Annotated in this window: 13 protein-coding genes, 1 pseudogene and 2 riboswitches; of the genes and pseudogenes, 5 read left to right on the top strand and 9 right to left on the bottom strand. The window is 55.6% G+C overall.

Annotation, left to right across the window (positions count from 1 at the left end; all coding sequences use genetic code 11):
* The first annotated feature begins 6 nt into the window (after positions 1-6).
* A complete protein-coding gene (asnB, locus tag ACI77D_RS28475; RefSeq protein ID WP_407017994.1) occupies positions 7-1,842 on the top strand; it encodes an asparagine synthase (glutamine-hydrolyzing) in 1,836 nt (611 codons plus the stop codon).
* Here the strand turns inward: asnB and ACI77D_RS28470 are convergent.
* Positions 1,839-2,777, bottom strand: coding sequence for a LysR family transcriptional regulator (locus ACI77D_RS28470; protein ID WP_407017993.1), 939 nt, complete (start codon positions 2,775-2,777; stop codon positions 1,839-1,841). The two genes, asnB and ACI77D_RS28470, sit on opposite strands and share 4 nt — an antisense overlap.
* Positions 2,778-3,085: 308 nt before the next feature.
* Here ACI77D_RS28470 and ACI77D_RS28465 point away from each other — a divergent pair, with 308 nt between their 5' ends.
* Both ACI77D_RS28465 and ACI77D_RS28460 read left to right on the top strand, forming a co-directional pair.
* Positions 3,086-3,931 (top strand): SDR family NAD(P)-dependent oxidoreductase, encoded by an 846-nt coding sequence (locus ACI77D_RS28465; protein WP_407017992.1) that lies wholly within the window; start codon positions 3,086-3,088, stop codon positions 3,929-3,931.
* Positions 3,932-3,933: 2 nt separating this feature from the next.
* A complete protein-coding gene (locus ACI77D_RS28460; RefSeq protein WP_407017991.1) occupies positions 3,934-4,818 on the top strand; it encodes an SMP-30/gluconolactonase/LRE family protein in 885 nt (294 codons plus the stop codon).
* An 11-nt stretch (positions 4,819-4,829) separates the two neighbouring features.
* Here ACI77D_RS28460 and ACI77D_RS28455 read toward each other — a convergent pair whose 3' ends face one another.
* Positions 4,830-5,237 carry an NIPSNAP family protein gene (locus tag ACI77D_RS28455; protein WP_407017990.1) on the bottom strand — a complete coding sequence of 136 codons (408 nt, stop codon included), beginning with the start codon at positions 5,235-5,237 and terminating at the stop codon, positions 4,830-4,832.
* A 92-nt stretch (positions 5,238-5,329) separates the two neighbouring features.
* On the opposite strand from ACI77D_RS28455, the gene ACI77D_RS28450 reads away from it, so the two are divergent.
* Complete coding sequence (locus tag ACI77D_RS28450; protein WP_407017989.1) at positions 5,330-6,868, top strand: IS3 family transposase; 1,539 nt, start codon at positions 5,330-5,332, stop codon at positions 6,866-6,868.
* A gap of 114 nt (positions 6,869-6,982) precedes the next feature.
* Here ACI77D_RS28450 and eno read toward each other — a convergent pair whose 3' ends face one another.
* From eno to crcB, 7 genes are all read right to left on the bottom strand, one after another.
* Positions 6,983-8,266, bottom strand: a complete 1,284-nt coding sequence (gene eno, locus ACI77D_RS28445; RefSeq protein ID WP_407017988.1) for a phosphopyruvate hydratase — start codon at positions 8,264-8,266, stop codon at positions 6,983-6,985.
* 32 nt (positions 8,267-8,298) lie between these two features.
* The gene (locus ACI77D_RS28440; RefSeq protein ID WP_406994492.1) at positions 8,299-8,565 is read right to left on the bottom strand and encodes a hypothetical protein; all 267 of its coding nucleotides are present in this window, start codon (positions 8,563-8,565) and stop codon (positions 8,299-8,301) included.
* Positions 8,566-8,609: 44 nt separating this feature from the next.
* Entirely contained in the window at positions 8,610-8,933 is a 324-nt protein-coding gene (locus tag ACI77D_RS28435; RefSeq protein WP_406994491.1) for a DUF190 domain-containing protein, read from the bottom strand.
* 83 nt (positions 8,934-9,016) lie between these two features.
* Positions 9,017-9,382, bottom strand: a complete 366-nt coding sequence (locus ACI77D_RS28430; RefSeq protein WP_406994490.1) for a hypothetical protein — start codon at positions 9,380-9,382, stop codon at positions 9,017-9,019.
* Positions 9,379-10,725: a voltage-gated chloride channel family protein gene (locus tag ACI77D_RS28425; protein WP_406994489.1), complete on the bottom strand. Its 1,347-nt coding sequence runs from the start codon at positions 10,723-10,725 to the stop codon at positions 9,379-9,381. The genes ACI77D_RS28430 and ACI77D_RS28425 overlap by 4 nt, the downstream gene beginning before the upstream one ends.
* An 81-nt stretch (positions 10,726-10,806) precedes the next feature.
* A riboswitch (Fluoride riboswitch) is annotated at positions 10,807-10,879 on the bottom strand.
* A gap of 96 nt (positions 10,880-10,975) precedes the next feature.
* Positions 10,976-11,299 carry a DUF190 domain-containing protein gene (locus tag ACI77D_RS28420; protein WP_406994488.1) on the bottom strand — a complete coding sequence of 108 codons (324 nt, stop codon included), beginning with the start codon at positions 11,297-11,299 and terminating at the stop codon, positions 10,976-10,978.
* A gap of 10 nt (positions 11,300-11,309) precedes the next feature.
* Complete coding sequence (gene crcB, locus ACI77D_RS28415) at positions 11,310-11,693, bottom strand: fluoride efflux transporter CrcB (protein ID WP_407017987.1); 384 nt, start codon at positions 11,691-11,693, stop codon at positions 11,310-11,312.
* A 138-nt stretch (positions 11,694-11,831) separates the two neighbouring features.
* Positions 11,832-11,892, bottom strand: a riboswitch (Fluoride riboswitch).
* 127 nt (positions 11,893-12,019) lie between these two features.
* Here crcB and ACI77D_RS28410 point away from each other — a divergent pair.
* A pseudogene (locus tag ACI77D_RS28410) lies at positions 12,020-12,933 on the top strand (IS5 family transposase).
* Positions 12,934-13,349 lie beyond the last annotated feature (416 nt).

The raw sequence follows: 13,349 nt of genomic DNA, 5'->3' as shown, positions 1-13,349 counted from the left end.
TCTGACATGTGTGGAATTACAGGCTGGGTCGACTTTACCCGAGACCTCAACGATCAACGTCCGCTGGTGGAGAAAATGACCGCCAGCCTCACGCGACGCGGCCCGGATGCCGAGGGAATCTGGCAGGGCCAGCACGCATTGCTTGGGCACCGCCGGCTGGCAATCATTGACTTGAGCGGCGGCGCGCAACCGATGACATTCACCACCGCAGGCGGCGCGACGGTGGCGATGGTGTACACCGGCGAGGTCTATAACTATGTCCCGCTGCGTGAGCGTTTGCGCAAGGCCGGGCACCACTTCACCACCCGCAGCGATACGGAAGTGGTGCTGCACGCCTACCTGGAGTGGGGCGAGCAATGCGTCGACCATCTCACCGGCATGTTTGCGCTGGCCATTTTCGACGAGCGCCAGGGGCGTTTCCTGCTGCTGCGCGATCGCCTGGGGGTCAAGCCACTGTTTTATGCGGCGCTGGACGCGGGCTTGCTGTTCGCCTCGGAACCCAAGGCCATTCTCGCTCACCCGCAGTTCCAGCGAGCGCTGGACGTCGTGGGCCTGGTGGATGCGTTGTCCCTGTGCAAAGCGACCGCGCAGACCGCTTTCAAGGGCATTCGTGAATTGCCGCCTGGCCATCGCCTGCAATTGCTGGCCGGACGTGCACCGAGCGTACAGCGCTATTGGGCGGTAGAGCGTCACGAGCACACCGACACCGAAGCGCAGACCGTCGAAAAAACCCGGGCCTTGCTGGAAAAGGCCCTGGGCGAACAACTGTATGCCGACGTGCCGGTCTGTTCCTTACTTTCCGGTGGCCTGGACTCAACCGTTCTCACGGCCATGGCGCAGAAAAAGCTTCAAGTCGAACACGGCGGTGTGGTCAACTCGTTTTCGGTCGACTTTGTCGGGCAAGCAGAGCAGTTTCGTGCCGATACTTTCCGTCCGGATCGCGACCAGCCCTTTGCGCTGGCGGCGGCCGAAACGATCGGCAGCCATCACCAGACCATCCTGATCGACAACCAGGAATTGGTGAGCGAGGCGGCACGGCAGTCGGTGTTCAGGGCCAACGATTCGGCCCAGACGTTCGGCGACGTGGACACCTCATTGCACTTGCTATTCAAGGCTATTCGCCAGCACTCCACCGTGGCCATTTCCGGTGAAGCGGCGGATGAAGTATTTGGTGGCTATGCCTGGTTTCGCGATTCCCAGGCGCTTGAAGCCCCGCGCTTCCCCTGGCTTTCACGCATGCAGCTGCTGCGGTCGGAGATGATCAACCCGGACTTCAACAAACTGTGTGATTTCGCCGAATACCAACGCAGCAGTTACGGCCAGGCCGTCGACAGCGTCGAGCATCTGCAGGGCGACAGCCCTGAGGAGCGCAGGATGCGCGAAGTCTGCCACATGCACCTGCATCGCTGGCTGCCGATCCTGCTGGATCGCAAGGACCGCCTGAGCATGTACGCCAGCCTCGAAGTGCGCGTGCCGTTCACCGACCATGAACTGGTGCAATACGTCTACAACGTACCCTGGAGCATCAAGGGCAAGGACGGGGTGGAAAAGTGGTTGCTCAAGCAGGCCTGTGCCGACCTGGTACCTGACGCCGTGCTGCAGCGCAAAAAGAGTCCATACCCGACGTCTGCCAACCTGGCGTATGAACAGTTCCTGCGCGCGCATACCCAAGCGTTGTTGCAACAGGCCGACAACCCGGTCTTCCAGATTATTGATCGCACGCACTTGCGTCGCGAGCTTGAACAGCCTCTGGGTGATTTCAACTCCCAGCTCAAGCGCAATAACCTGGAAACCGCCTTGTCCCTTGCCGCGTGGCTCAAGGATTACCAGCTGGCGCTCTAACTGACCTGGGCGGCCAGCATCCCCTCGACCCGGGGAGCGGCGTTGAAGTCGAGCATGGAAATAAAGCTGTCCATCAACGGTGATTCGTTGTGGGTGTTCCAGCTCATGTACAGGCCGATGGCCGGGTTGGGGGAGGCGGTCACGGGGTAGATCCGGCGGAACAGGACCTTGTCGCGCATGATTGAGTTGGCAATCGACTCAGGCACCAGGGCAACGCCGAAACCGCAGGCCACCAAGCCGATCAAGGTATGGATCTGCGCGGCCTCCTGCACCACCTTGGGGTAAAAACCGGCGGCTTCACACAAGGCGATCAGCTGACTGTGATAGCCGGTGCCCAGGGCTTCGGGGGTGAATACGAAGTCTTCCCCGGCGAAATCCCTCAAGTCGATCTGACCTTCCTTCGCCTTCGGGTGATGGGCGGGCAGCGCCATCACGATCTCTTCGTCCAGCAACAGGCGTGACTCGACGTTTTCCGCCGAGATCGGCAACTTGCGCATGAAGGCAATATCCGCTTCTCCCGACAGAATAGCCTTGGCCTGGCTGGAAGAGGGCATCTCCTTGATGATCAACTGGACTTTGGGGTAGGCCTCGCGGAACTGGCGCAGGGTACTGAGCAGTGACTCGTAGTAGGCGATCGACACCGCAGTCACCGTGAGTTTGCCGGCAATGCCCTCGGACACCTGGCGTGCGTGTTCGATGCCCAGCTCCAACTCCTTCAACGTGCTGTAGGCAGCGTTCAGGAATGCACCGCCGGCCGGGGTCAGCTTGACCCCGCGTTTATTGCGCGTGAACAGACGGAACCCCAGTTTGTCTTCCAGCCGATTGATGGCTTGGCTCAACGGGGGCTGGGCCATGTGCAGGCGAATGGCGGCCTTGTGGAAATGCAGCTCTTCGGCCACGGCGATGAATTGGCGTAGCAGGCGGGTTTCGATCATTTCTTTTGTTCCTTCATTTGAACTGATCTGTGGACTGGGTGCGGCAATGGTACCGGTAAACAGGCGCTCGACTAAGGAATAAACATGGCTAAGCTGAACTTTGGATCCAAAACTTGCAAGCGCTATCGAGCAGGTCTGAATGCCGTGGGGAAGGTTCCGGATGGGCCTTCAGGCGAATAATCATCAAGGAATCATTCGGATTAAACATCAACTTGATATGAACCAGGTATCAACTTGCGCCGCCGTTAGTATTAAACAGCGTGAATATTCATTGTTAAGGTGAGGTGGCACTCAAGAGGAAACAGCCAATGAACTTTACAGGAAAGACTGCAGTTGTAACGGGCGCTGGCCGAGGGCTCGGTTTTAGTTATGCACACGCGCTAGCCACGCAGGGCGCCAATGTCGTGATCAGTGATATCGGCTCAGATAAGCTGGGCGCCGGGGGCGATGGCTCCATCGCCATGGAGGCTGCGAAAACCCTCAGGGACAAAGGTTTCAACGTGTTAGGGCATCATGGCGACTTGTCCAGCGAACAGGGTTGCGAGCAATTGGTGGCAACGGCCATCGAGGCGTTTGGCCAACTCGACATCTTGATTCACAACGCCGGTTGGGTCGGTTATCAGGCGATTGAAGAGGCCGATGCAACATTCATCGGCCGCGCGGTGGATATCAATATCTATACCCCCGTGTGGTTATGCAAACATGCCTGGAAACACCTCAAACAGTCTGCTGCCGCACGGGTCGTGCTGACGTCATCCGACCGAGCGATGTACCAGCAATATGCCCAACCGGGCCTGGTGGCGTATGCCGCCGGCAAGATGGCACAACTGGGCATCATGAATGCGCTGAGCATGGAAGGCACGGAAGCCGGCATCCTCGTCAATGCGGTATCCCCAGTGGCCAAGACCCGCATGTGGGGCGTGACGGGCGAACCGGAGAACCTCAAGCCTGAATGGGTGACGCCTGGCGTGGTGTTCCTGGCGTCGCAGCACTGCCAGGACTCCGGTTATGTCCTGCGTGCCAGCAATGGCCAGTTTACGGCGACGCGGTTTGTCGAAAACCCAGGTGTCGATTACCCCGTCGATCTGGCCCGCGTGAAGGCTACCAGTGCCGAACAAGTTGCCCAGCTTTGGGACCAAATCAAGGAGCGTTGAATATGTCTGCTCAGGAAGAGCTAAAACTGTTTTCACCGTGCCAGGCCGATCTGGGTGAAAGCCCTGTCTGGGATGAAACCCATCAGTGCCTGCTGTTTGTCGACATCAGTGGCGGCCAGATCAATGCCCTGGACCAACATGGCCACCTGACGCGGCTGTATGAGTCGCCTGCGCGCATTGGCGCCCTGGCATTGACTGAAAAGGGCAACCTGATTTTCACCCAGAATGCTGGCGTTGCCATCCTCGACCGCACCAGCCTGCGGGTCACCCAGAATTCAAAGCTGGCCATTACGCTGTCGTCCTATCGCTTCAATGATGGTGCATGCGACCCCCAGGGCCGCTTCATCACCGGCTTGATGGATGAAGGTCACAGCCGCAATACGGGCAAGCTCTATCGCTACGACGCCGGTCTGAACGCCTCGGTGATACTGGACAGCATCAGCCTGCCCAACGGACTGGCGTGGGCAAGTGAGGGCGACGAGTTGTTTTTCGTCGATTCGGTGGCCCGCACTCTCTACCGCGCTCCTTATCTGGCGAACGGCAACTACCTGCAACAGGTATCGGTGTTCGCCCGGACACCGGAAGAACTGGGCCGACCGGACGGCCTAGCGCTGGATATCGAGGATAACCTGTGGGTTTGCCAATTCAACGGAGGCTGCCTGCTGCAGTACGATCGCAATGGGGTCCTGCTGGAGACCTTGCCGGTGCCGGTGCCACGCCCCACCAGTTGCTGCTTTGGCGGACCGGATATGCGCACCTTGTTCATTACCACCGCCAAATTCGGCATGTCGGCGGCCGAGCACGCGGACTATCCGGCGGCGGGCAATATCTACAGCATCCGGTTGCCGGTGCCCGGGAGGCCGCGCCACCGTTTCAAGGAACTGTAATCGCACATGCATCAAGGCCGTGGCAGGCCGGCAGGTATCCGTGAATAGTCGGTCAACGCCATCACCTTTTCCTGAATCTGGCCCACCATTGCGCCGTGCTCCGCGGCGCTTTTTTCTTTGATGGCGGACCATTCCTGGTCAGCCATCAGCTTTACCCAGCCCTGGCGCATTCTCTCGGTATCCGGCCATCTTATCAGATAGACAAACTCGGTACGCTGGCCGGTCTTGGTTTCCCACAGGGCGATGATGTCGAACCCATGACGGGCAATGATGCGCATGGCGTGATCACGAAATCGCTCATGAAACGCAACCTTGTTGTTATCGAAAATTTCGTAGATGCGCAGTTGGTAGACGGCGTCTTGCGCAAAGGGGGCTGCGGTTGAGTCGAGTGCGTTGGCATGGACAGCTAATGGGGGCATGAATAGGCCTGCGAGGGTCAGGATGTTGGCGCTGATTGAAAACTGACCCACCGGGGATGCGGCGGAAATCTTGGACTACCTGGAGGTAGTTCATGTATTCATACGAAGACCGCATCCGAGCGGTCGAACTCTACATAAAAGTGGGCAAACGCATCGGGGTGACGATTCGTCAGCTGGGCTACCCGACGAAGAACTCTTTAAAGAGCTGGTATGCAGAGTATGAGCGATGCCTCGACTTGGCGCGTGGCTACAAGACCTCGAAGTCGAAGTACTCATTGGCCCAAAGGGAAAAGGCTGTCGAGTACTATCTCGAACACGGTCGCAGCATCGCCGCTACCGTCACGGCGCTGGGCTACCCGGCACGGGATTCGTTGCGTGCCTGGATTTACGAATTGCACCCCGAGTTGCATACGCGTGTCGTTGGCCGATCTGACGGGTTGGCCCGCCCGCCAGCGATGAAGCATGCAGCGGTCATCGCGCTGTGCACGCGAAAAGAAAGTGCGAAAGCCCTGGCTGAAAAACTAGGCGTATGTAGGCCGACCTTGTACAACTGGAAAAACCAGCTACTCGGCCCAGAGGTATCTGCATCCATGAAACGCCGACTAGACGCCCCATCGTCATCGGAGCGAGAAGAGTTGGAACGACAACTCGAATCTCTCAGGCTCGACGTGCGCCGTCTGCAGCTTGAACACGACCTGTTGATGAAGGCGAATGAACTCATAAAAAAAGATACGGGCATCGACCGGCAGATACTGACCAACCGGGAGAAGACATTGCTGGCTGATGCCCTGAGGCAGACATACTCCTTGTCAGAGTTGCTTGAAGCGCTGGGCTTGGCCCGAAGTTCCTATTTCTACCATCGAGCCCGAATGCAGGTGGCGGAAAAATACACCGAAGTGCGTCGTGCCATGACAGACATCTTCGAGCGCAATCATCGCTGCTATGGCTACCGACGGATGAGGGCTTCGCTGAGCCGGCAGCGCGTGCGTTTGTCAGAGAAGGTGGTGCAGCGTTTGATGAAGCAGGAGTGCCTGGTCGTCGCCAAGCCAAAACGGCGTCGATACGGTTCCTACCTCGGGGAGATCAGTCCCGCGCCGGAAAATCTCGTCAACCGGGACTTCACAGCTGTTGCTCCGAATGAGAAATGGCTGACTGACATCTCGGAGTTCCAGATCCCGGCCGGCAAGGTGTACCTGTCTCCAGTCATCGACTGCTTCGATGGGAAGGTTATCAGTTGGTCGATCGGCACGCGTCCCGACGCCGAGCTCGTGAACACGATGCTGGATGCCGCTGTCGAAACGGTGGCCGGCATCGATAAACGGCCTGTGGTTCACTCCGATCGTGGCGCGCACTACCGCTGGCCCGGCTGGTTATCCCGCATCGCTGATGCGAAGCTAATTCGGTCTATGTCGCGCAAGGGCTGCTCACCTGATAACGCGGCTTGTGAAGGCTTCTTCGGCCGGCTGAAAACGGAGCTGTTCTATCCTCGCAACTGGCAGTCAACGAGCATCGAGCAGTTCATTCAAGCCCTTGACTCATACATCCGCTGGTACAACGAGAAACGCATTAAGATTTCCCTCGGCGCTCTCAGTCCCGTTGAGTATCGTGAGAGCCTGGGCTTCGCGGCATAACCAGTCCAAGTTTTTGTCCGCATCCCCGGCTAATGCCGCTGACGTTTTGCCAAGTGCTACATATGCTTTGGTTTTTACGCTTACCAACCCAACAGGTTTACCGGCTATAGGCGATCAGCGCACGAATGCACCATGTCCTGCATAAAACGCACGGTTGCCAAGATGCTCCTCTATTCTCAGAAACTGATTGTATTTCTCGATTCGCTCCCCTCGGCATGGAGCTCCAGTTTTTAGATGGCCAGTCCCCATAGCGACAGTCAGATCAGCGATGAAGCTGTCCACAGTCTCGCCGCTACGATGAGAAACCATCGCTCCCCAATTTGCTCCGTAGGCCATTTTGATGGCCGCTTTGGTCTCCGTCAGACTGCCTATTTGATTGGGTTTGATCAGTACGGCATTGGCAACATTTTCTGTGATTCCTCGCTGAATCCGCTCGACGTTGGTGACAAACAGATCATCTCCAACCAGCTCGATCCTTTTACCCAGCACGTTATTTAGCTGCTTCCAGCCGGCCCAATCATCTTCGGCTAGGCCATCCTCCAGAACCGCAATCGGGTATTTATCTACCCAACTGGAATACAGGCCAATCAACTCTTCGGCATCCACCTTGCGCCCTTCTGAGCGTAGGTGATAAAGACCGTTTTCATAAAAGCCGCTGGACGCCGGGTCGATGGCGATCTCGATCTGAGATCCTGCCGCATAACCGGCGCTTTCAATCGCCCGGAGTATCAGCTCAACAGCATCCGAGTTCTTTTTGAGAGCGGGTGCAAAACCGCCTTCATCACCCACCGCTGTCGAGTAGCCAGCCTCTTTCAGTACGACTTTCAGTTCGTGATAAACCTCTGCTCCCCAACGCAAGGCTTCTCTGAAACTGCCAGCCCCTGTAGGTGCAATCATGAATTCCTGAAAGTCAGGGCCTTGCCAGTTGGAGTGAACCCCGCCATTGAGAATATTGAACATTGGAACGGGCATTCTTGCTGCTTGCTCGCCGCCCAGATATTGGAACAAGGGCACTCTCATCGCAGAAGCCGCCGCTCTGGCAACGGCGAGGCTTACGCCCAAAATAGCGTTACCTCCAAGCCGAGATTTGTCAGGTGTTCCGTCCAGCTCAATCATCAGGCGATCTACTCGTTGCTGATCAAGAGCATTAGCACCTCTCAACGATGTAAAAATCTCGCCGTTGACGTTACCAACGGCTCTGAGCACTCCCTTGCCGGAATAGCGTTTTATATCGTTGTCACGCAACTCAACTGCCTCGTGAGTTCCCGTGGAGGCACCGGAGGGTACGGAAGCACGTCCTTGTGCCCCGCCTTCCAGGACGACGTCGACTTCAACGGTAGGGTTACCGCGAGAGTCGAGAATTTCGCGTGCGTGAATCGCTTGAATTCGAGTGCTCATTCGTTTCTCCTTGGGATATAGGTGAATCATTTTCAACGTCTTTGTGCTCGTAACTCGTAGCCGGGTATGCAGGTGTGCGACAGATCCGCTTTGCAAGATTTCTCGTTGGGCATGCGCAACGTGACTAACGCGCCTTCCAGCGAGGTGACGGTGTACCAGCCATCGTTGGAAACTCGCTGGCTGTCCGCAACGGCTGCAACGAGTAACGACCAAAAAATCAGTCCTGTCATCAGTCGTTTATTGTCGCGAACCCATCCAGCGGTCGTTGCTTGTGGAGGAAGGTTATAAACTCGGTACATGGAGCTTATCCTTGTCGTTATTGGTTGCTTGGAGGCATGCATCTTCAGTTTTGTGTTCGACCGACCCGACCGTACTCGATAGGTAATTTGAGGTAGCTCAGAGAAATCGACTCCTTTGCCAATGCCTCCAGCAACCTGTCGCACCCAGCTTCATCAGTGGATATCGTCACCGTGACGGGATGATCGGAACCGCTGAGGAAATGTGCGGTATGTAAATGTCCCAAATGATCTAGCCCCTCCGTACCGCTCACCAGCGTTGCCCCCAAAACACCCTGTCGCTTGGCGAAGTCGACCAGCCACTCCCCAAGTGGAAGGTGCTGGTAGTTGGTACTCTGTTCAGTGAAAAACGTCAGTTGAAAGCCGACCATGGCAAAATCCTCTAATGTGGCGATAGCGACCAACGCTTGGTCGGCTACGCCTCTTCATTTGCGAACTGTTTCTTCGAACTGAATTACAAGGCCTCACTGAGCGGTAACTCGCATAAGAGAAGAACTGCTCGCACCTTGCGCAACTCGTCAGCGTGGTCGCGTAGGAAGGTGCGCAGCTTGCCCTCTGTATCCAGCAGTTCCAGACACTGGGGATGACGCATATCACCGAGCTCCGGGTGATGATGGGAGATGCGATGGCCCGGCAAATAGCCTGCAGTAATCGGTTTGAGCATGACCTGCTCAATCTTGGCTTTTTGCGCGACTTTAAGAAGGTGTTGGGCAAGTGCGGGTGCACTCAGGTGATGCCAAAAATTTGTAACTCGAGCCCGACTAGCGCCTGGGAAATAGAGCTGCAAAGCTGTCAGGCGATCTTGACGATGTTCGGTCATTTCTCTTCCCCCATAAGAGTCACTTTCCGCTCGCTGGCGGATTCACTTTGAGCATGAAATTGCTTGATATCGGAGAGCCGGATTTCCTCCGGCAGAGGACGGTGATGTTTGCTGTGACCGACGCGCTGGGCGTGGTAGATCCCGGAGTGTCCGGATACGAGGTAACTCGCGATACAAGCAATAGCCGCGAGAGGCGCAATTTCAGGCCCGAACAGCTCAATGGCCATGACGATGGTTGCCAGCGGTGTATTAGCAGCACCCGCAAAGACTGCGACAAAACCGATTCCAGCCAGCATGCCGAAGGGCAGATGCAAGAGGGGCGCTAGCGCATTGCCCAAAGTGGCGCCAATGTAAAACAGCGGAGTGACTTCACCGCCCTTGAATCCAGTACCCAGGGAAACAACGGTGAACATCATCTTTCCAAGCCAGTCCCAAGGAGCCATTGGCATTTGAAAGGATTGGATGATGCTCGGAATGCCCAGTCCGATGTACTTATCGACGTCGATGTAATGGTTACTACCGAGCGCCCACACCGCAACTGCGATCAGAAGGCCGCCGGCGAAGGGTCGTAATGGCGAGTAGGAGATAAGTCGTTTAACGAAAGCCCCAAGCTTATGGGTGGCTGTCGCGAATAGCAGGCCAGTGAGGCCGAAGATAATCCCTGCTGCTACCACAGCCATGACGCTCCAGAGCTGAACGGGAACCACTTCGCCAATGACGTAATGCGTATGAACCACTCCCCAGGCTTGCCCCACCTGGTCAGCAACGATTGCCGCAACTACGCAAGGGAAAAGCGCGTCATAACGCATACGTCCGATGGCCAAGACTTCAAGTCCGAACAAAGCACCAGCAAGGGGAGTGCCGAAGACGGACGCAAAGCCAGCGCTGATGCCCGCCATGAGAATCACTCGCCGGTCTTCGCGGCGCAGACGGAAGGCACGCGTCAGTTGGTCGGCAAGAGCGCCACCCATCTGCACCGCCGTACCCTCACGTCCAACAGATGCACCGAAGAGGTGGGAAACCACGGTTCCGATCAGCACCATCGGCACCATGCGCAATGGCACGATCTTCTTAGGATCGTGGATCTCGTCAATGATCAGGTTGTTTCCGGCATCAACGGGTTTGCCTATCAAGTGATATGCAAGTCCCACAGCAAAGCCAGCCACTGGCAGGAGCCAGATCACCCAGGGGTGGGTTTCTCGCCACTGGGTAGCATGATCCAAGGATAGGAGGAATAACGCAGAAGCAGAGCCTGCCAAAAGAGCTACAAGACCAGCTAGCGCAAGCCATTTCGCTATATAGGGCAGTAAGTCGAGTTGTTCAGGTCGTCGAAATTTAGACATTTGGCCAGCCACAAAAAAGTAAGTGGGCCTGACCAAAAAGGGGATTCTGAGCGCGAACGCCTACAGACCTGGTTTGATCAGGTTTCTGTAGGCATCATCAGCTGCTACGGACGCAGCGGTTGGTTAATGGAGGAATGCCATCTCCAGTCCGTCGATGTTAGCTAGCTCCGCTCAAAATGTAAAATCATGTTGCAGGGGAAGTATGCACAGGAAGATATCCTGAAGCCGTGCCTGATAAAAGAATGCCGGACTAGGTGGTTTTTTTGCCGACGAAGCCCATTTCAATTAGAGTCTTTATGTAGAACACGGATATATCCTCAAGCTCCAATCGCTTGAACAGCCGTTTGGATTCGTCCTCGGTGATAGCCAAACGAATCTCGGTAGGCTGATCCGCCAGTTCAAAAAAATGCGAGGAGTGCAACCGACCGGTATGCCCAAAACCCTCAATACCCGTAGATAGGGTCGCACCACGTAGTCCCATTTCTTTCGCCAAATCTATGATCCAGTCGCCGAGCATCTTTCCCTGATAACGACGGTTCTGTTGGGTAAAGAAAATCACCAGAAAACCTTTCATTTTCATCTCCTCAACGCGTGCCGATCATTTGATAGGACAGAAGCCCTGCAACCGTCATCGCCAGCGAACCCACGACGTGTATTAAAACTGAGCCGAACGCCCAGAGAAGTCTGCCTTCCTGGATCAAGGCAACTGTTTCTGCCGAAAACGTAGAAAAAGTTGTAAGCCCGCCACAGAAACCCGTGATGATCAGCAGACGCCACTCAGGACTCAGGATGGGGGATGCGACCAAAAACGCGATAGCTAAGCCGATGATGTAGCCCCCGATCATGTTTGCAACCACCGTGCCTGGGGGAATCGTAGGGAACAGAGCGTTTAGCTTCATGCCCAAGAGCCAGCGCAACCAGGCACCAAGTGACGCGCCAACGGCGATAACTACAAGTGATTTCAACATGGTGGGCTCACCTCGTCAGACCTAGGCCAAACAGGTAGCAGGTAAGCACAGAAAGAAACTGGAGACTGGGGTAGAAGGATCATAATCCTGTCCTAGATTAGAGACAGGGAACGGATACGCCTACGCACCCTGTCCAGGGTTCACGTAGGCATCATCAGCACAAGGCGGTTCAAGGACGAATGCCATCTCCTGAGAAGATCGTATAGCAACAACGCCGAAATTCCAACATCACGTACTCGAATCAGTATGGCCTCCAGCGGCACTGTTTCTGTCATGGTGCTCAGAGCTAACGCATCGACCTCGACGACCGTTCGAAAATAGGTAGATTGGATTCCCAATCCAGTTATTCAAGATGGGTTCGGCAGACGCTTACGAAGTATGGTGGCAAGCGCAAATCGACCTGTAAGGAACTATCCCTGGTCGAAATGGATCCAGGTCGTACCGGAAGGGCGAAGGTGGTCGTCCAGCCTATCCGTTAATAGCGATGCTGCGGGTGCATCTAATGCGGAACTGGTTCGGTTACAGCGATCTGGCCATGAAAGAGGCGCTTTACGAGGCGTCGATTCTGCGCCAGTTTTCCGGGTTGTATCTGGAACGAATTTCCGATGAAACTAACGTCCGCAACTTCCGTCGCCTGCTGGAAAAACACGAATTGGCCACAGGCTTTCTCGGCGTGATCAATGGTTATCTGGGCGACCGTGGTTTGTCAGTCCGACATGGCACCATCGTCTGTGCCACGCTTATTCATGCACCCAGTTTGACCAAGAATAAGGAAGGCGTGCGGGACCCGAAATGCACCAAGCGACGAAAGGCAACCAGTATTACTTTGGGGCCAAGGCGCACATTGGTGTTGACGATGAGTCTGTGCTGGTCCGCAGCGTGGCGGTCATGGCTGCCAACGTCGCGGACGTAACCCGGGTTGGTGAACTCCTGCACAGTGCTGAGAACAAGATCTGCGCTAATTCGGGTTACACCGATATTGAAAAGCGCGAAGAACATGCGGGATGCCCAGTCATCTGGCCGGTTGCAGCCGGGCGCAGCACCTACAGAAAACATGGAAAAAGCAGTGTATTTACAAGGTGATACGAAAGATAGAGAAGGCTAAGGCTCAGGTTAGCTCAAATGTTGAGCGTCCAATTGGGTAATCAAGCGCCAGTATATTTATACCAAGGTGCACTTACGGGGCGTGCTGAAGAACACGGCTCAGATGGCAACGCAGTTCGCTCTGTCAAACCAGTAGGTGGCTCGTCGACATGTCCTCTTCAGTACAGGAGATGTGCGTCAGTAGTGGGGAAATGGCCGCTGTGAGGGCCTCCCAAGAGCAAAAAAGCAAAAAATAACCGGCAGATTTGATCAACGTTGAACGGTGCCGTTTCTGAATGCGCCGATGGCTCAGCAGTCGAAAAAGAGCGGCCTACTTCAGAATATTCTTAGGTCTAGCTGGGTTCAACGGCCTTAATGAGCTGCGCCGACAGCGACAGTGGCATGGTGGATATTCCAGACGCTAGTCGTGTGGCACTGACATCGAAACGGGATCAAAAATTGTTAGAAACCGATCACGCCCAAGTAGCGCATCATGCATCCCGGCCAATCGTTTACTTGTGGAGACTGTCGTTTTTAGGGGGCAGAATTGAATGGCACTTACTTAACAGCTAA

The organism is Pseudomonas sp. O39 (assembly GCF_045447295.1).
Classification (GTDB): domain Bacteria; phylum Pseudomonadota; class Gammaproteobacteria; order Pseudomonadales; family Pseudomonadaceae; genus Aquipseudomonas; species Aquipseudomonas antarctica_A.
The sequence above is the reverse complement of the archived record's forward strand: the minus strand, read 5'-3'. Positions and strand labels throughout refer to the sequence as shown.